The sequence below is a fragment of the Microbacterium sp. Bi98 genome (assembly GCF_918698045.1).
GTDB lineage: Bacteria > Actinomycetota > Actinomycetes > Actinomycetales > Microbacteriaceae > Microbacterium.
The window spans coordinates 1-16,411 of sequence record NZ_CAKKLK010000007.1 but is presented as its reverse complement, the minus strand read 5'-3'; the positions used below and the strand labels follow the sequence as shown (position 1 = coordinate 16,411).

Below are 16,411 nucleotides of genomic sequence, written 5' to 3'. Positions count from 1 at the left end.
GAGCATGTCCATCTCCCGACGCACGTTCCTGACCGCCGCAGCCGCGACCTCTGCACTCGCGCTGCTTCCGCTCGACCCTGCCGGAGCGCACGCCTCGGCGCCCGCCGCACTGCCGCTCGGATCTCGACCGATCGGCGCGGGTGGAGGCGCGCGGCTCACGAACCTCGCACACCTGCGCTTCCTGCTCGCCGAGGTTCCCGTGGTGGCGAGTACCACGCACACCACGTTCGGCATCGACGCCTCACCCCGCGTGCTCGCACCGTGGACCTATGCCGACACCGACGGTGCGGGCGGATTCCGTCCGGTGGGTGGCGGCACTCGCGACGCCGTGACCGGGTACTGGACGCAGGGCGCCTACAACGCGGATGACATCGCGCGAGCGGCGATCGTGTTCCTGCGCGCGTGGAAGGCGACCGGCGACGCGCAGGCCCGCGACGAGGCACGCGATGTGCTGAGGTCGCTGGCGTTCCTGCAGACGACGAGCGGGCCGAATGCCGGCCGGGTGGTGCTGTGGCAGCAGGAGGACGGCACCCTGAACCCCAGCGCGATCCCCGTCGAACTGCCCGACCCGTCGGACTCCGCCGAGTCCTACTGGCTCGCTCGTTCGGTCTGGGCATTCGGCGAGGGCTATGCGGCGTTCCGGCGGGAGGATTCCGAGTTCGCGGCATTCCTGCTCGCACGGCTGCATCTCGCTCTCGACGCGCTCGGTCGCGAGTCTCTGTCGCGTGCCGGTCACTGGGTGCGCAGCGACGGACGGGATCTGCCCGCCTGGCTGATCGCCGGCGGCGCGGATGCGACGGCCGAGGCCATGCTCGGGCTCGCTGCGGCGACCGAGGCCGGAGATGCGCGCAGCCGTCAGGCTCTGCAGACCTACGGAGAAGGGGTGGCCGCGATGGCCACCGACCCGGCGAAGGGATGGCCGTTCGGCGCCGTTCTGCCGTGGACCGGGTCTCTCGGTTTCTGGCATGCCTGGGGCGCTGCCGCACCGGAGGCACTGGCTCGCGCGGGTGCGCTGCTGCGCCGCCGAGAATGGACCGCCGCGGCCGTGGCGGACGCGGGGACGTTCACCCCGCAGGTGCTCGCCTCGGGCGGACCGCACAACGCCTGGGCGCCGCTGCCCGCGGAGGCGCAGATCGCGTACGGCGCACACGGCCGCGTCGCGGGCGCCGTACAGGCGGCGTCCGTCGGCGGAGACGGTATGCGCGTGCTCGCCGGGCTGACTGCCAGCTGGTTCTTCGGGGCGAACACCGCAGGCGTCCCGGTGTACGACCCGGCCACCGGCGTGACGTTCGACGGCGTGGAGACCGACGGGCGCGTGAATCGTAACTCGGGGGCTGAGTCCACGATCCACGGGCTGCTCACGATGCTGCTGCTCGACGCGAACCGCGACATCGCACGCATCGCGACATCGATCACCGGCCTGTCCTCGTTCTCGGGACTTCGGGTGATCGATGCCGAGGGCGCTCGGCTCTCGGCGGGCTGCGAAGTCGTGCGGCCAGAGGGCGGCGCGTGGATCGGCGAGGGCAACCTCTCGGGAGCCGCGTATGTGCGGGTTCCCGCGGGCGAGTCGGTCGAGTTCGATGTGACAGAGGCCGGCGGCATCCTGCACGGTCTCGTCTGGAGACAGAAGGCGGATGCCGGAGAGGCGGTGTGGGAGGTGTTCCGCGGTGGCAGGCGGCTCTGGAGCACGCGAACCCCTGCCGGAGGAACGGGCGATCGCGGCCTCACGGAGGCCGACGGGATGCTCGTTCCCCAGCTGCTCGGTGGCGATCTTCCCGCCGATGCGGTGACCGTCCGGTGCACGAGCACCGGCGATCTGCGGCTCGACGCTCTCGTCATCCAGCCGGCGGTGTCCACGGCCGTGTATGCCATGGCATCCGGTTCCGCGGTGCTGTACGCGAACGGCGCTCGGCGCGATCAGCGAGTCTCGCCCCTCGCTGCGGGATCGGGCCGAGCCTACGAGGCCGACGGGTCGCAGCGTGGCCAAGCTGTACAGGGCGGCAGGGTTCGCGTGCGCGGCGGAGGTTTCACCATCACGCGGTGAGGGTGCGGGGCTGTGCCGTCGGCACGCGTGCGGACTACGGTTGCGGTGTGCCTGCGCTTCCCGAGTACGACCCGCTGCCCGATCGCCCCGCCCCCGACAATCCCTCGGGAAAGCTCGTCCTCCTGCGCCACGGCGAGACGGAGTGGTCGAGGGCCGGCCGCCACACCGGCCTCACCGACATCCCGCTCACGGCGCGGGGTGAAGACCTCGCTCGCGCTGCCGGGAGGCTGGTCGCCGACTACGACTTCTCGCTCGTCCTGTCGTCACCCCTCGAGCGCTCTCGGCGCACGGCCGAGCTCGCGGGGCTTCACGCCGAGGTCGATCCGCTGCTCGTCGAGTGGGACTACGGCGGATACGAGGGTCGCACGACGAAGGACATCCGCGAGGAGCTCGGCTACGACTGGAGCGCCTTCACCCACGGTGTGATCCGGGGCGCGACGCCGGGCGAGACCGTGGAGGAGGTCGCCGCCCGCGCGTCCCGCGTGCTCACACGGGTGCTGCCGGCGCTGACCGAGGGCGATGTGGCACTCGTCGCGCACGGCCACTTCCTCCGCATCCTCACCGCCGTCTACCTGCGCCTCGCTCCGCGCTTCGGCGCGCAGATCACGCTGGATGCCGGATCGGTGTCGGTGCTGAGCTTCTATCGCGAGCAGCCGGCGATCCTGACGTGGAACTACGGCCTCGAGTTGCCCCTCGCACCGTCGGAGTCCTGACCCCCGCAGCGGAACGAGAGCACTGGAAACTCACGGCACGGTGACGAGCGAGATCGCATTGATCGTGGGAGCGCCGTCGAGAGCGAGCTCGAACCTCACCCCGGTCCGGGCATTCGTGACGTCGAACGCGATCGTCTCGTTCGTGCACGCGATCGGCTCCGACGGCGATCCCTCATCGAGTTCACTGACGGTGAGCACGATCGTCCCCTCGCCTCGGCATGCGATTTGCGCCTGATAGGTCCCCGGTTCGAGCGATGTGAAGCTGGTGACGTCGTTGGCCGAGCTGTTCTCGCTCATCCATCCGGAGAAGCCGAAGACGTATCCGGGCGAGTCCGACCCCGGTACCGCCGTCTGCGCCCACTCGGCGATCTCGTCCACGGGCAGCGGAAGCTGCGCCTCGTCGGAGTCGGCATCCGGAGTCGCCGTCGACGCGGAGCCGCTCGGAGATGGCGAGGGAGACGTCGATCCGGTCGCCGACCCCGACGGCTCTCCCGTGCATCCGGCGAGCGCGATGCCCGCCATCAGGACCAGTCCGATCGTCGCCGCTCGTTTCCTGAACATCCCTCCACGCTACGGATGAGCCAGGATGATGCAACCGCCGCGCCCGACACGCCATTCTTTTGAGTTACTCAAAATAAACGGTAGAGTCGGGGCCATGGAGACAGAACTCGACTCGGCACTTCGCGGTGCCGGGCTGCGTGCGACCGCGGGCCGCGTCGCCGTGCTCGAGGCACTGGAATCCATGGCCCACACGGATGCGGAGCGGATCTTCCGCACCGTGTCCGACGTGCTTCCGACGACGTCGATCCAGTCGGTGCACAACATCCTCGCGGACCTGACGACGGCGGGCCTCATCCGCCGGATCGAACCGGCAGGCTCCGCGGCGCTCTACGAGAGGCGCATCGACGACAACCATCACCACATCGTGTGCACCCAGTGCGGTGCGATCGGCGATGTGGACTGCGTCGTCGGCGAAGCGCCGTGCCTCACCCCGTCTTCGGCGGGGGGATTCACCGTCCAGACAGCCGAAGTGACCTTCTGGGGCCTGTGCCCCAGTTGCCAGAACGCCGCGCAGTAGCATCCGACGCCGTTCCCGGGCACCCGGGATGATCGTCGTGTCTGCGTGCAGAAGGAGAAGAACATGACCGACCCATCGACCACCACCCAGACGGGCACCCCCGTCGCGAGCGACGCGCACTCGCTCACCGTCGGAGCTGACGGCCCCACCGTTCTGCACGATCGCTACCTCGTCGAGAAGCTCGCGTCGTTCAACCGCGAGCGCGTGCCGGAGCGCAACCCCCACGCCAAGGGCGGCGGAGCCTTCGGAACGTTCACCGTCACCGAGGACGTGTCGGCCTACACCCGTGCCGCGGCCTTCCAGCCGGGCGCTCAGAGCGAGACGCTGCTGCGTTTCTCGTCGGTCGCCGGCGAGCAGGGTTCGCCCGACACCTGGCGCGACGTGCGCGGTTTCGCGCTGCGTTTCTACACGCCCGAGGGCAACCTCGACATCGTCGGCAACAACACTCCGACCTTCTTCCTGCGCGACGCCATGAAGTTCCCCGACTTCATCCACTCGCAGAAGCGTCTCGGCGACTCGGGTCTGCGCGACGCCGACATGCAGTGGGACTTCTGGACCCTCTCCCCCGAGTCCGCCCACCAGGTCACCTACCTCATGGGTGACCGCGGCCTGCCGCGCAGCTGGCGCCACATGAACGGCTACGGATCGCACACCTACCAGTGGGTCAACGCCGCCGGCGAGCGCTTCTGGGTGCAGTACCACTTCCTGTCGAAGCAGGGCGTCGAGGCGATGAGCGCCGAAGAGGCCGAGAAGCTCGCCGGATCGGATGCCGACTACTACCGTCGCGACCTGTTCGACGCGATCGCTCGCGGCGACGCCCCCTCGTGGGACGTCTACGTGCAGGTCATGCCCTACGAAGAGGGCAAGACCTACCGCTTCAACCCGTTCGACCTGACGAAGACCTGGTCGAAGAAGGACTACCCGCGCATCAAGGTCGGCACGTTCACGCTCGACCGCAACCCGCAGAACTTCTTCGCCGAGATCGAGCAGGCCGCCTTCTCGCCCGGCAACCAGGTTCCCGGCACGGGCATCTCGCCCGACAAGATGCTCATGGCTCGCGTGTTCGCATACTCGGATGCTCAGCGCTACCGCATCGGTGCGAACTACAACCAGCTGCCAGTCAACCAGCCGCACGCGGCCGAGGTGCGCAACTACATGCACGAAGGCCAGATGCAGTACAAGTTCAACCCGGCCGAGCACCGCGTCTACACGCCGAACTCCTACGGCCCCGCCGGCGGACCCACGGCTGACCCCGCTGCCGGTGTCGAGGCGAGCTGGGAGTCGGACGGCGAGCTGATCCGCGCCGCCGCGACCCTGCACCTCGACGACGACGACTTCGGTCAGGCGGGCACGCTCTACCGCACGGTCTTCGACGACGAGCAGCGCGCGCGCTTCCTCGACACGCTGACCGGCCAGGGACAGGGCATCACGATCGACGCGATCCGCGAGCGGTTCTTCCAGTACTGGACGAACGTCGACGCCTCGCTGGGCGACGCTCTGCGCGCTCGCTTCTGAGCCGCCTCCGCTGAGGACCGAGACCCACCGTCCGTTCGGGGCCGGTGGGTCTCGGCGTCTCCGGGCATCGCAGGGGGAGCACAATGGATGCCGTGGCTGTTCCTCTCTCCGACCTGACCCAGATGCCCGAACCCCAGCAGGTGCACGCCGCCGATGGCACTCGCCTCGCGACCTACACCTGGGGTGATGTGGATGCTCCCGTGGCGGTGATCGTGCACGGGTTCGCGTCGAGCGCCCGCGACACCTGGGTGCTCACGGGGTGGGTGCGCGAGCTCACGAAGGCGGGGTATCGGGTGCTCGCGCTCGATCAGCGGGGCCATGGGCTCAGCGAGAAGCCGCACCAGGCCGACGCCTACGGCATCCGCACTCTCGCGACCGACGTCGAGACGGTCATGGACATGTATCTCGTCGACGAGGCCGTCTACGTCGGATACTCGCTCGGGGCCCGGGTCGGCTGGGAGGTCGTGCGCGATCTGCCCCACCGGATCGGCCGCGCCGTGCTCGGAGGGGTGCCGGACGGCATCCCTCTCGCGCGGCTCGATCTCGACCAGGTGCGCGCGTATCTCGCCGACGGGACGCCCGTCGCGGATCCGACGACGCAGAACTACATCGCGCTGACCGAGCGCGTGCCCGGCAACGACCTCGGCGCACTCGTGGCGCTGGCCGAGGGGATGCGGTCGTCTCGGACGATCGATCCCGACCCGTCGAACGCGCCGGCGAGCCCGATCCTGTTCGCGACGGGGTCGAAGGATGCCATCATCGAGGGCTCTCGCGCCCTGGCGTCAGCTGCCCCGCAGGGACGGTTCTTCGAGATCCCCGATCGCAACCACTTCAACGCACCGGGATCGCGCGCTTTCAAGGAAGCCGCGCTCGCTTTCCTGTCGGAGACCTGACCGCGGGCGGCCACGCCTGCCCACTCGTAGCGGAGGAGATCTCAGGCAACGAAGGATGCTTCTCCGCATCCGCTCCTCGATCCGCGAGATCTCCTTCATTGCCGGAGCGGCAGCCGTCTGCCCGAGCACTGACCGCGGGCACGAGAAGAGCCCTCCGTCTCGGCGAGACGAAGGGCTCTCGGGGTGACGGTCAGACCGTCGCGTTCTCTTCGCGCTTCGGCAGCACCCATCCCGCACGCGGGAAGTGGCAGGTGTAGCCGTTGGGGTACTTGATCAGGTAGTCCTGGTGCTCCTCTTCGGCCTGCCAGAACGGGCCGACGGGCTCGATCGTGGTCACGGCCTTGCCCGGCCACAGACCCGAGGCGTCGACGTCGGCGATGGTGTCGCGCGCGACGGCCTCCTGCTCGGGGCTGAGCGGGAAGATCGCCGAGCGGTAGCTCGAGCCGATGTCGTTGCCCTGGCGATCCTTGGTCGACGGGTCGTGGATCTGGAAGAAGAAAGCGAGGATGTCGCGGTACGTCGTCTTCGTGGGATCGAAGACGATCTCCACAGCCTCGGCATGACCCGGGTGGTTGCGGTAGGTCGCGTGGTCGTTGCTGCCGCCGGTGTAGCCGACGCGGGTGTCTAGCACGCCGGGCTGGCGGCGGATGAGGTCTTCCATGCCCCAGAAGCAGCCGCCGGCGAGCACGGCGGTCTCGGTCCCGGGGGTGCGGGTGATTGTTCCGGTGTCGGTCATGAGTTCTCCTCGGAGTTGGGGGTGGGGAAGAGGTGACGGTAGCGACCGTACCCCTCATCTTCCAGGCTGTCAGCCGGGATGAAGCGCAGGGCGGCGGAGTTCATGCAGTACCGGAGTCCTCCTGCGTCTCGGGGTCCATCGTCGAAGACGTGCCCGAGATGGCTGTCCGCGCCGCTGGAACGCGCCTCGGTGCGCTTCATCCACAGCGTGCGGTCGGTGCGCGTGGTCACGGCGTCGGCCTCGATGGGCTTGGTGAAGCTCGGCCATCCGGTGCCGCTGTCGAACTTGTCGGTCGACGCGAAGAGCGGCTGGCCCGAGACGACGTCGACGTAGATGCCGTCGTCGTGGGTGTTCCAGTACGCGTTGCGGAAGGGCGGCTCGGTCGCATCCTCCTGCGTGACCTCGTACTGCAGGTGCGTGAGGTCGCTGACGGCCTCGGGGGTCTTGCTGTACTCGTTCGACATGGTCTGTCTCCTTGTCCGACGCGGCTGGCTGCAGCGTCATAGAAGAGAACCAGGAGGATGCCGGTTTTGGTCCCGCGGGACTGTGAGCGCGCTGTGAGTTTGTGCGCAGTCGATAGAGTTGCTCCGCTACATACACACCAGGGAGACACACATGTCGGTAGGACTGCTCGCCGTCGTCGATGACATTCTCAGCGCGGCGATGAAGGCTTCGGCCAAGGCCGCCGGCGTCGTGATCGATGACGCCGCCGTGACCCCGCAGTACGTGCAGGGCATCACGCCCGCGCGCGAGCTGCCGGTCGTGGCGAAGATCGCCCTCGGATCTCTCGCGAACAAGTTCGTCATCATCATCCCCATCGCGCTGCTGCTCACCGCCTTCGCGCCGTGGGTGCTGCCGTATCTGCTGATCCTCGGTGGCGCCTACCTCTGCTTCGAGGGGGCCGAGAAGGTGCTCGAATGGTTCGGCGTGCAGCACGGCCATGCCGATGAGAGCGCCCGCAACGAGAACAAGCTCGTGTGGGGCGCGGTGCGCACCGACCTGATCCTGTCGACGGAGATCATGCTGATCTCGCTCGCCAACCTCGAGGCCGGCCTCGACATCTGGACGACCCTCGCGATCCTCGCCGTGATCGCGCTGCTCATGACCGGCGTCGTCTACGGTGCAGTCGCCCTGCTCGTGAAGATCGACGACATCGGTCTGAAGATGGCGAAGAACCCGTCCCAGCGAGTTCGCCACACGGGCACGCGCATCGTGCGCTCGATGCCGGCGGTCTTCCGCTTCATCAGCATCCTCGGCACCGTCGCGATGCTGTGGGTCGGCGGGCACCTGCTGCTCGTGAACCTCGGCGAGGTCGGCGTGCACTTCGGCGCCGACATCCTGCACGGCATCGAGCACTTCCTCGAGCCGGCCGGCGGTGTCATCGTCTGGATCGGCGACACGCTGTTCTCGGCCATCGCGGGTCTGATCGCGGGTCTGATCATCGTGGGGATCATCCTCGGGATCGGTCGCCTGATCGGCAAGAAGCCGAGCTTCCACGAGGGCGAGGAATCGCCCGCCGACGTGCACGTCTGACACCGACGCCGCTGTTCGAATCTCAGTCGGTATGCCGACATGCGATCCGGGGCGCGACTCACTCGCCGCGCACGTGATCCTCGGTGCGCAGCCATTCGTCGAACGTGATCGCTCCCTGCAGAGCATCGGCGTCGCCGCGCAGCGACCCCGATGCCAGCCCCTTCCCGTACGCGCCGGCGCCGACAATGTCGCGCGCTTCCTGCTCGGAATCGCAGCCAAGAACCCGCACTTCACCGTCGAGGAGAGGCAGTTCGGCGAGGGTCTCGGCCTGGTGTTCCGCGACGGAGGGAGGGTGCACTCGGTCATGAACCTGCACGTCGAAGACGGCGCGGCACAGGAGGGAAGCCGCGGCGAGCCCTCGGAGACCGACCCCACCCCGGCATCCTGCTACCGTCGTCCCGTGCGCACCCGAGCGCAGATGCAGGAGACCCGATGAGCGACCACCAGATCCGGGATGCCGAGACCGCCGACGTCGAGGCGATCACCGCCATCTACAACGACGCGGTGCTGACCACGACCGCCATCTGGAACGAAGAGGCCGTCACGGTCGATGACCGCACCGCCTGGCTCGCCGAGCGCACCGAGCGCGGCTACCCCGTGATCGTCGCCGTCGACGACACCGGCGTCCTCGGCTACGCGACATTCGGCGACTGGCGCCCGCACAGCGGCTACCGCCATACGGTCGAGCACTCCGTCTATGTGCGCGAGGGGCAGCGCGGGCGCGGCATCGGCAAGGCGCTCATGATCGAGCTCATCGACCGCGCGCGACGCCTCGGCAAGCACGTCATGGTCGCGGCGATCGAGAGCAGCAACACGGGGTCGATCATCATGCACAAGCGCCTCGACTTCATGCAGGTCGGACGGATGCCGCAGGTCGGCGCCAAGTTCGATCGCTGGCTCGATCTCACCTTCCTGCAGCTGGTGCTCGATGAGCGGCCGTTCCCGGACGAGCGCCCGTGAACCCGCTGCTCTGGCTCGCTGACGCCTTCAACTCGCAGTGGGTGCTCCCCGGCGGTCAGGTGCTGCTGATCCGCGAAGTGGTCGGCAACGCGTTCGGCCTGGCGAGCGCCCTCGGCGGCATGCAGCGCAAGATCTGGGCGTGGCCGGTCGGCATCGTCGGCAATCTGCTGCTGCTCACGGTCTTCCTCGGGTCGATCCTGAATCCCGACCACGAGCTGCCGCATCTGCTCGGCCAGGCCGGGCGTCAGATCATGTTCATCATCGTCGCGATCTACGGCTGGGTGCGCTGGCGCCAGGCCGCCTCGAACGGTGGGCGCGTGACCCCGCGATGGGCGCCCAACAGTGCCCGCATCGGCCTGGTGCTCGTGATGGTGATCGGCACGATCGCCCTCACTCCCCTGTTCCGCGCGCTCGGCTCGTGGGAGCCCGTGTGGGCGGATGCCTGGACCTTCGTCGGCTCGCTGCTCGCCACCTATGGCATGGCCAAGGGCTGGACCGAGTTCTGGCTCATCTGGATAGCCGTCGACATCGTGGGCGTGCCGCTGCTGTTCAGCTCCGGCTTCTACGCCACGGGCCTGATGTACGTGTTCTACGGCGTCTTCACCGCGGTCGGATTCGTCGTGTGGTGCCGCGCGCAGGCGAATGCCAAACCGCAGGTCGACACGATCATGCCGGATCCCCGACCCATCACGTCGACCATGAAGACCGTCGACCGCGACCGCGACTGACCGCCCCGACCACTCGGCGAATGTGTCGGCGCATGTCACCGGGGTGGCCGAGAGGTCGATCGACGGGTTTGCTGGTCCCCATGACCCGTCAGATCCGTTTCAACGCCTTCGACATGAACTGCGTCGCCCACCAGTCGTCCGGCCTGTGGCGGCATCCTGACGATCGATCGCGCCAGTACAACACCATCTCGTACTGGACCGACCTCGCGAAGCTGCTCGAGAGCGCGACCTTCGACGGCATCTTCATCGCCGACGTCCTCGGCACCTACGACGTCTACGGCGGGACGAACGAGGCGGCGATCCGCAACGGCGCCCAGGTGCCGGTCAACGATCCGATCCTGCTCGTCAGCGCGATGGCCGCCGTCACCGAGCACCTCGGATTCGGCATCACCGCCGGCACCGCCTTCGAGCACCCGTACCCGTTCGCGCGCCGTCTGAGCACCCTCGACCACCTGACCAACGGACGCGTCGGCTGGAACGTCGTCACCGGCTACCTGCCCAGCGCCGCGCGCAACATGGGCCAGGAGGACCAGCTCGCGCACGACGACCGCTACGACCATGCCGATGAATACGTCGAGGTGCTCTACAAGCTCTGGGAGGGGTCGTGGGAAGACGACGCGGTCGTCGAGGACCGTGAGCGCGGCATCTTCACCGACCCGTCGAAGGTGCACCCCATCGGCCACGAGGGGAAGCACTTCAGCGTTCCCGGCATCCACATCTCCGAGCCGTCACCGCAGCGCACGCCGGTCATCTACCAGGCCGGAGCGAGCCCCCGCGGCGTGCGCTTCGCGTCGGAGAACGCCGAGGCGATCTTCGTCGCCGCCCCGTCGAAGGAGGTGCTCGCCGGCACCGTGAAGCGCATCCGCGACGCACTCGAAGAGGCGGGCCGCGACCGATACGACGCGAAGATCTACACGCTGCTCACGGTCATCACCGGGGCGACGAGCGAGGATGCCGCGGCGAAGCACGCCGAGTACCTCTCGTATGCGAGCCCCGAGGGCGCGCTGACGTTCATGTCGGGCTGGATGGGCGTCGACCTCTCGCAGTACGCCGAGGACGAGCCCGTCGGCAACGTCGAGTCGAACGCCATCCAGTCGGTGCTGCAGCACCTGAAGGAGGAGGCCGACCTCGGACGCGAGTGGACCGTCGGCGACTTCGGACGCCACAACGCGATCGGCGGCCTCGGCCCGACCCTCGTCGGCTCGGGCGTCGAGATTGCCGACGAGCTGCAGTCGTGGGTGGAGGAGACCGACATCGATGGCTTCAACCTCGCCTACGCGGTCACTCCCGGCACCTGGCAGGACGTCATCGAGCACGTCATCCCGGTGTTGCGCGAACGCGGCGTCTACCCCGAGGAGTACACGCCGGGCACCCTCCGCAACAAGCTGCAGGGCAAGGGCGACCGCGTGCAGGACACGCACCGCGCCGCGAGGTATCGGATCGGGGCGAACGTCCCGGTCGCCTGACCCTCAGCGACCTTCGGTCGGGCGCGGTCAGTCGGCCTTCGAGGTGAAGAGCCCGCGCAGCACGAGGAACACCACGACCGCGACGACGAGCACGATCGCCAGCTTGGCGATGAACCACAGGATCGAGAACAGCGCGCTGACGATCCACCAGGCGATCACCACGGCGAGGACGACGCCGACGATGGTCCAGAGCGAGTTCTTGTTCATGGTTCCAGCCTAGGCGGCGCGGCGACGTCACAGATCCGAACGCTGCGGCATCCGCCCTTCCGCATCCGATGCGTCGCCGTCAATCCCCTTCCCGTGCGCTGATCACCGGGGTGAGACTGCAAGCATCCGACTCTTGGGAGCATCTCCATGTCTGCGCCAGCACTCACTTCGTCCGCCGTTCACGGCATCACCGCGAGAGGTCCCCTCAGCGACGCCGTCATCCGCCGACTGACCGGCGAAGACGCCGACGATCTCGGTGCCAGGGCCGAGGCTGCGCTCGCTTCGACCGATGACGTCGTGCGCGACGACGACATCCAGCTCGCGCTCTTCGTGCTCTACGCCTCGTCGTACGGGTCTCTTCCCGAGCTCGACCCCGCCCTCGAGTGGGATCCGGCGTTGATCGCGACACGGGGAATCCTCGAGCACGCGTTCGAGCGGGCACTGCGGGCGAGTGTCCCGATGCCCGAACTCCCCGAGCCGACCGTCGATGCCGTCGGGCGGGCCCTCTTCGCCCTCGCCGAGGCCGACACGGGTCCCAGCCTGTCGCGCTACGTCGCGAAGAAGGCGACGGAAGAGCAGATGCACGAGTTCTTCATGCAGCGCTCGATCTACACGCTGCGCGAGGCCGACCCGCACTCGTGGGCGATCCCGCGCCTGCACGGGCGTGCGAAGGCGGCGCTCGTCGAGATCCAGTCCGACGAGTACGGCGGCGGGCGGCCCGACCGCGTGCACGCGACGATCTTCGCTCGCGCGATGCGCGGCGCCGGACTCGACGACACCTACGGCGGATACGTCGACGACGTGCCGGCCATCACGCTCGCCTCGCTGAACTCGATGTCGATGTTCGGCGTCAACCGGCGCCTCCTCGGCGCCATCGTCGGACACCTCGCCGCGTTCGAGATGACCTCGTCGATCCCCAACCGCCTGTACGCCGACGGCCTGCGGCGCCTCGGGTTCGGTGAGGACGTGACCGACTACTTCGATGAGCACGTCGAAGCGGATGCCGTGCATGAGCAGATCGCGGCGCGTGACCTCGCCGGCGGGTTGGCGGAGGATCACCCCGAGCTGCTGCCCGACATCATGTTCGGCGCGGCCGCCTGCCTGACCGTGGACGGCTGGGCAGCGGGCCACATGCTCGACTCGTGGACGCGTGGAGAATCCTCGCTGCGGCCGAGGGACGCACGATGAGCGCGCGCGAGGATGCCGTCACCATCACCGCCTACCCCGACGGACCGCTGCTCGTGCGGGGCGCGGCGGTGCTGGAGTCATCCGACGGCGAGCCGATCGAGGTCACGCGCCGCACCGTGGCGCTGTGCCGCTGCGGCCTCTCGACGATCAAGCCGTTCTGCGACGGCACCCACAAGGCCGCAGGGTTCCGCACCGACGCCTGATCTCAACCCGTCGGTCAGTGCCCGACTGCCGGCAGGCATCCGCCGTCCATGATGACGCCGCCGATCTCGACCGTGAGCACGTCGGCCGAGACCTCGCCGAAGATGCATCCCCCTTCGGGAGCAGCTGCACCGAAGGCCACGGCCCGCTCGTCGCCCAGCGTCTGGACGTAGGCGAGGCCGGCGTCGGCGAAGACCTCCTCCACAGCCGCGACCGACAGGCCGCCGGAAGTGCGGAGCGACTCGAGGCCGGCGCGGATGTCGTTCGCCGGTTTCTCGGCGGCGGCTCGGCTCTCCTCCGAGAGGTCGACGCGATCGCGGTAGCGCTCGTTCTGCGCCATCGCGTCGTCGGGGTCGTAGGGCGCGCAGTCCGGAGGCAGATCGACGCCTTCGATCTGCGGGCACGCTGCCGTGGGAGTGGGACTCGGAGATGCAGATGGCGATGCGCCAGGCGGGCCGGCGGTGGCCGTCGCGCACCCTGCGAGCATCATGGTCGTCGCAACGACGAGAAGCAGCCGTGCACCTCTCGACCTGTCCCCCCGGAGTCCGGTCATTCCCTCATGCAACCACACGGGAGCTCAGTGGCCAATGGTCATTCCGTGTGCGCCTCCGCTCACCGCGACAACGCCCCCGGGTGCAGGCCGGATGCGGCGATGAGGCGCGACGACCCCGCTTCAGCCCGGATTCAGCGTGCGCCCGCCACACTGGAGGAATGCGGATCCTGGTGGTTGACGACGAGGTGCGGTTGGCCGACGCCGTCCGCCGGGGACTCGAGGCCGAGGGCTTCGCGGTCGACGTGGCGAACAACGGCGTCGACGGGCTCTGGCGTGCGCGCGAGACCCGATACGACGCGATCGTGCTCGACCTCATGATGCCCGGCATGAGCGGCTGGAAGGTGTGCGAGGCCCTGCGCGCCGAAGAGAACTGGACGCCCGTGCTGATGCTCACCGCCAAGGACGGCGAGTGGGATCAGGTGGAGGCCCTCGAGACCGGCGCCGACGACTATGTGACGAAGCCGTTCTCCTTCGCGATCCTCGTCGCCCGCATCCGCGCCCTCGTGCGCCGCGGAGCCGTGGCCCGCCCGGCCGTCCTCGAAGCCGGAGACCTGAAGCTCGACCCCTCGTCGCACCATGTCTGGCGGGGCGAGACCCCGGTCACGCTGACCGCCCGCGAATTCGCCGTGCTCGAGCACCTGATGCGTCATCGAGGTCAGGTGCTCTCGAAGCGCGAGCTGATCGACGGCGTATGGGACGACGACTTCGACGGCGACCCCAACATCGTCGAGGTCTACGTCGGACACCTGCGCCGCAAGCTCGACAAGCCCTTCGGACGCGAGGCGATCGAGACGATCCGCGGTGCCGGCTACCGATTGGCGGTCGACGGTGGCTAGGCGCTCATTCCGATCGGTGCGCGCCCGGACGACCCTCGGCGCGACGCTCGTCGTGGCCGTCGCCCTGCTCATCGGGGCGTTCTCGTTCTACGGCATCCTGAGCTCCAGCATCCACGCGAGCGCGGAGCGTGCCGCCGAGCAGCGCCTCGACGAACTCGCCGATCGCTTTGACGGCCCCGGCGGCGGACCAGGCGGCGAACGCGGCATCGACACCCTCGACGACGAGATCGTGCAGATCATCGGCGGCGACGGATCGGTGCGCGCCGCCAGTGAGGATGCGCGCGACGAACTGGGGTCGACCGCTCTGCCGGTCTCCGACGGCGCGCAGACCCTGACGATCGGCGGCGAGCCCATGCTCGTGGTCTCCGACGGCATCGAGGACGACGACACCCTCGTGCTGGCGGTGTCGATCGAAGACGGGGTCGAGACGCTGTCGACGGTCGCGCTGCTGCTCGCGGTGGCCGTGCCGCTACTGCTGCTGCTCGTCGCCGTGACCACGTGGCTGGTCGTCGGGCGGGCCCTCCGACCGGTCACCCGCATCCGCGAAGAGGTCGACGGGATCACCGCCGAGCACCTGCATCGGCGCGTCGAGGTGCCGCCGTCATCGGACGAGATCGCGGCGCTCGCGACCACCATGAACCGGATGCTGGATCGCCTCGACGCCTCGGCGACGGCGCAGCGCCGTTTCGTCTCCGATGCGTCGCACGAGCTGCGCTCCCCGCTCGCGACGATCCGACAGCACGCCGAGCTCGCGCAGGCCCACCCGGCCACCACGAGCATCGGCGAGCTCGCGGAGGTCGTGTCCGATGAAGGACTCCGGCTCCAGGGCATCGTCGAATCGCTGCTGCTGCTCGCCCGGCTCGACGAGGGCGGCGGCACGCACGACGAGGCGATCGATCTCGACGACCTCGCGCTCGCTGAGGTGAGGCGGCTGAGGTCTCGGGGCGTCGAGGTCGACGGCTCCGGCATCCGTGCGGCCCGTGTCACCGGAGACCCCCGCCTGCTCGGTCAGCTGCTGCGCAACCTCGCCGACAACGCCGTCCGGCACAGTGCGGCTCGCGTGGCCATCAGCGTGATCCCGCAGGATTCGTGGGTGTTCGTGACCGTCGAGGACGACGGCTCCGGCGTGCCGCCCGACGAGCGCGAGCGCATCTTCGAACGGTTCGTGCGGCTCGACGAGGCGCGCAGCCGGGATGCGGGAGGCAGCGGTCTCGGCCTCGCGATCGTGCAGGGCATCGCCGTGGCCGGCGGCGGCACCGTCTCGGTCGACGCCTCCCGTTGGGGCGGCGCGCGCTTCGTCGTGGCCCTGCCCCTCTCGGACTGACACTCTCTCGGCGTCCGGGCTGTCCGCAGGACCTGGCACCTCAGCATCCGGGCCGTCTGCAGGACCTGGCACCTCAGTATCCGGGCCGTCTGCAGGACCTGGCACCTCAGTATCCGGGCCGTCTGCAGCACCTGGAGCCACAGCATCCGGGCCGTCTGCAGGACCTGGCACCTCAGTATCCGGGCCGTCTGCAGGACCCGCGCACGGATGCGGGAACAGGATCCATGTCTCGTCCTGCATCCGTGCCCGGATCCTGCAGGTGGTACGTGTCACTGCGGCCGAGACGCCCTGCTTCCTGAAGACGCCTTCAGGACGCTTCAGGGTGGCTTCAGCACTGCCGCGAGAGCATCGAGACATGAACGACAAGAACCCGACCCCCGACCAGACGCCCGAGAACCTCCCGACGAACGCGACTCCCCCAGCACCGCCCGCACCC

At 68.8% G+C, this 16,411-nt stretch carries 19 protein-coding genes; 14 read left to right on the top strand and 5 right to left on the bottom strand.

Annotation, left to right across the window (positions count from 1 at the left end; genetic code table 11):
• Positions 1-4 precede the first annotated feature (4 nt).
• Positions 5-2,044, top strand: a complete 2,040-nt coding sequence (locus LQZ85_RS11775) for a hypothetical protein (RefSeq protein ID WP_056275498.1) — start codon at positions 5-7, stop codon at positions 2,042-2,044.
• Between the two features lie 47 nt (positions 2,045-2,091).
• Positions 2,092-2,757: a histidine phosphatase family protein gene (locus tag LQZ85_RS11770; RefSeq protein WP_082298058.1), complete on the top strand. Its 666-nt coding sequence runs from the start codon at positions 2,092-2,094 to the stop codon at positions 2,755-2,757.
• Between the two features lie 30 nt (positions 2,758-2,787).
• Here LQZ85_RS11770 and LQZ85_RS11765 read toward each other — a convergent pair whose 3' ends face one another.
• A complete protein-coding gene (locus LQZ85_RS11765) occupies positions 2,788-3,318 on the bottom strand; it encodes a hypothetical protein (protein WP_056275501.1) in 531 nt (176 codons plus the stop codon).
• A 94-nt stretch (positions 3,319-3,412) separates the two neighbouring features.
• On the opposite strand from LQZ85_RS11765, the gene LQZ85_RS11760 reads away from it, so the two are divergent.
• The 3 genes from LQZ85_RS11760 to LQZ85_RS11750 all read left to right on the top strand — a co-directional run bounded on the left by LQZ85_RS11760 (position 3,413) and on the right by LQZ85_RS11750 (position 6,243).
• Positions 3,413-3,835 (top strand): Fur family transcriptional regulator, encoded by a 423-nt coding sequence (locus LQZ85_RS11760; RefSeq protein WP_053098173.1) that lies wholly within the window; start codon positions 3,413-3,415, stop codon positions 3,833-3,835.
• A 63-nt stretch (positions 3,836-3,898) separates the two neighbouring features.
• The gene (locus LQZ85_RS11755; protein ID WP_053098174.1) at positions 3,899-5,350 is read left to right on the top strand and encodes a catalase; all 1,452 of its coding nucleotides are present in this window, start codon (positions 3,899-3,901) and stop codon (positions 5,348-5,350) included.
• Between the two features lie 92 nt (positions 5,351-5,442).
• On the top strand, positions 5,443-6,243 hold the full coding sequence (locus tag LQZ85_RS11750; RefSeq protein WP_200955141.1) for an alpha/beta hydrolase: 801 nt from the start codon (positions 5,443-5,445) through the stop codon (positions 6,241-6,243).
• Between the two features lie 190 nt (positions 6,244-6,433).
• Here the strand turns inward: LQZ85_RS11750 and msrA are convergent, their stop codons facing one another.
• Both msrA and msrB read right to left on the bottom strand, forming a co-directional pair.
• Positions 6,434-6,979, bottom strand: a complete 546-nt coding sequence (msrA, locus tag LQZ85_RS11745) for a peptide-methionine (S)-S-oxide reductase MsrA (protein ID WP_053098176.1) — start codon at positions 6,977-6,979, stop codon at positions 6,434-6,436.
• Entirely contained in the window at positions 6,976-7,443 is a 468-nt protein-coding gene (gene msrB, locus LQZ85_RS11740) for a peptide-methionine (R)-S-oxide reductase MsrB (protein WP_053098177.1), read from the bottom strand. The genes msrA and msrB overlap by 4 nt, the downstream gene beginning before the upstream one ends.
• 151 nt (positions 7,444-7,594) lie before the next feature.
• Here msrB and LQZ85_RS11735 point away from each other — a divergent pair, with 151 nt between their 5' ends.
• The 5 genes from LQZ85_RS11735 to LQZ85_RS11715 all read left to right on the top strand — a co-directional run bounded on the left by LQZ85_RS11735 (position 7,595) and on the right by LQZ85_RS11715 (position 11,666).
• The gene (locus tag LQZ85_RS11735) at positions 7,595-8,512 is read left to right on the top strand and encodes a DUF808 domain-containing protein (RefSeq protein WP_053098178.1); all 918 of its coding nucleotides are present in this window, start codon (positions 7,595-7,597) and stop codon (positions 8,510-8,512) included.
• Positions 8,513-8,543: 31 nt separating this feature from the next.
• Positions 8,544-8,948, top strand: a complete 405-nt coding sequence (locus LQZ85_RS11730) for a hypothetical protein (protein WP_056275508.1) — start codon at positions 8,544-8,546, stop codon at positions 8,946-8,948.
• Positions 8,945-9,472, top strand: coding sequence for a GNAT family N-acetyltransferase (locus LQZ85_RS11725; protein WP_056275511.1), 528 nt, complete (start codon positions 8,945-8,947; stop codon positions 9,470-9,472). The genes LQZ85_RS11730 and LQZ85_RS11725 overlap by 4 nt, the downstream gene beginning before the upstream one ends.
• Positions 9,469-10,200, top strand: coding sequence for a nicotinamide riboside transporter PnuC (gene pnuC, locus LQZ85_RS11720; RefSeq protein ID WP_187249190.1), 732 nt, complete (start codon positions 9,469-9,471; stop codon positions 10,198-10,200). Before LQZ85_RS11725 ends, pnuC begins: the two co-directional genes overlap by 4 nt.
• An 80-nt stretch (positions 10,201-10,280) precedes the next feature.
• The gene (locus LQZ85_RS11715) at positions 10,281-11,666 is read left to right on the top strand and encodes an LLM class flavin-dependent oxidoreductase (RefSeq protein WP_056275515.1); all 1,386 of its coding nucleotides are present in this window, start codon (positions 10,281-10,283) and stop codon (positions 11,664-11,666) included.
• Positions 11,667-11,693: 27 nt separating this feature from the next.
• On the opposite strand, the gene LQZ85_RS11710 is transcribed toward LQZ85_RS11715, so the two are convergent.
• A complete protein-coding gene (locus LQZ85_RS11710) occupies positions 11,694-11,873 on the bottom strand; it encodes a hypothetical protein (RefSeq protein WP_053098182.1) in 180 nt (59 codons plus the stop codon).
• Positions 11,874-12,020: 147 nt separating this feature from the next.
• On the opposite strand from LQZ85_RS11710, the gene LQZ85_RS11705 reads away from it, so the two are divergent.
• Together LQZ85_RS11705 and LQZ85_RS11700 are read left to right on the top strand one after the other, a co-directional pair.
• Positions 12,021-13,061, top strand: coding sequence for an iron-containing redox enzyme family protein (locus LQZ85_RS11705; RefSeq protein ID WP_056275521.1), 1,041 nt, complete (start codon positions 12,021-12,023; stop codon positions 13,059-13,061).
• Positions 13,058-13,264, top strand: coding sequence for a CDGSH iron-sulfur domain-containing protein (locus LQZ85_RS11700; RefSeq protein WP_053098184.1), 207 nt, complete (start codon positions 13,058-13,060; stop codon positions 13,262-13,264). Before LQZ85_RS11705 ends, LQZ85_RS11700 begins: the two co-directional genes overlap by 4 nt.
• 14 nt (positions 13,265-13,278) lie before the next feature.
• Here the strand turns inward: LQZ85_RS11700 and LQZ85_RS11695 are convergent, their stop codons facing one another.
• Complete coding sequence (locus LQZ85_RS11695; RefSeq protein ID WP_056275524.1) at positions 13,279-13,815, bottom strand: hypothetical protein; 537 nt, start codon at positions 13,813-13,815, stop codon at positions 13,279-13,281.
• Positions 13,816-13,973: 158 nt separating this feature from the next.
• Here LQZ85_RS11695 and LQZ85_RS11690 point away from each other — a divergent pair, with 158 nt between their 5' ends.
• Positions 13,974-14,651: a response regulator transcription factor gene (locus LQZ85_RS11690; RefSeq protein ID WP_056275527.1), complete on the top strand. Its 678-nt coding sequence runs from the start codon at positions 13,974-13,976 to the stop codon at positions 14,649-14,651.
• A complete protein-coding gene (locus tag LQZ85_RS11685; protein WP_056275530.1) occupies positions 14,644-15,975 on the top strand; it encodes a HAMP domain-containing sensor histidine kinase in 1,332 nt (443 codons plus the stop codon). Before LQZ85_RS11690 ends, LQZ85_RS11685 begins: the two co-directional genes overlap by 8 nt.
• Positions 15,976-16,411: the final 436 nt, after the last annotated feature.

What these genes read in the sequence shown, in the direction of transcription:
- LQZ85_RS11775 (WP_056275498.1), top strand. Translation starts at nt 5, where the DNA reads ATGTCCATCTCCCGACGCACGTTCCTGACCGCCGCAGCCGCGACCTCT.
- LQZ85_RS11765 (WP_056275501.1), bottom strand. Translation starts at nt 3,318, where the DNA reads ATGTTCAGGAAACGAGCGGCGACGATCGGACTGGTCCTGATGGCGGGC.
- LQZ85_RS11760 (WP_053098173.1), top strand. Translation starts at nt 3,413, where the DNA reads ATGGAGACAGAACTCGACTCGGCACTTCGCGGTGCCGGGCTGCGTGCG.
- LQZ85_RS11755 (WP_053098174.1), top strand. Translation starts at nt 3,899, where the DNA reads ATGACCGACCCATCGACCACCACCCAGACGGGCACCCCCGTCGCGAGC.
- msrA (WP_053098176.1), bottom strand. Translation starts at nt 6,979, where the DNA reads ATGACCGACACCGGAACAATCACCCGCACCCCCGGGACCGAGACCGCC.
- msrB (WP_053098177.1), bottom strand. Translation starts at nt 7,443, where the DNA reads ATGTCGAACGAGTACAGCAAGACCCCCGAGGCCGTCAGCGACCTCACG.
- LQZ85_RS11735 (WP_053098178.1), top strand. Translation starts at nt 7,595, where the DNA reads ATGTCGGTAGGACTGCTCGCCGTCGTCGATGACATTCTCAGCGCGGCG.
- LQZ85_RS11730 (WP_056275508.1), top strand. Translation starts at nt 8,544, where the DNA reads ATGCCGACATGCGATCCGGGGCGCGACTCACTCGCCGCGCACGTGATC.
- LQZ85_RS11725 (WP_056275511.1), top strand. Translation starts at nt 8,945, where the DNA reads ATGAGCGACCACCAGATCCGGGATGCCGAGACCGCCGACGTCGAGGCG.
- LQZ85_RS11715 (WP_056275515.1), top strand. Translation starts at nt 10,281, where the DNA reads ATGACCCGTCAGATCCGTTTCAACGCCTTCGACATGAACTGCGTCGCC.
- LQZ85_RS11710 (WP_053098182.1), bottom strand. Translation starts at nt 11,873, where the DNA reads ATGAACAAGAACTCGCTCTGGACCATCGTCGGCGTCGTCCTCGCCGTG.
- LQZ85_RS11705 (WP_056275521.1), top strand. Translation starts at nt 12,021, where the DNA reads ATGTCTGCGCCAGCACTCACTTCGTCCGCCGTTCACGGCATCACCGCG.
- LQZ85_RS11700 (WP_053098184.1), top strand. Translation starts at nt 13,058, where the DNA reads ATGAGCGCGCGCGAGGATGCCGTCACCATCACCGCCTACCCCGACGGA.
- LQZ85_RS11695 (WP_056275524.1), bottom strand. Translation starts at nt 13,815, where the DNA reads ATGACCGGACTCCGGGGGGACAGGTCGAGAGGTGCACGGCTGCTTCTC.
- LQZ85_RS11690 (WP_056275527.1), top strand. Translation starts at nt 13,974, where the DNA reads ATGCGGATCCTGGTGGTTGACGACGAGGTGCGGTTGGCCGACGCCGTC.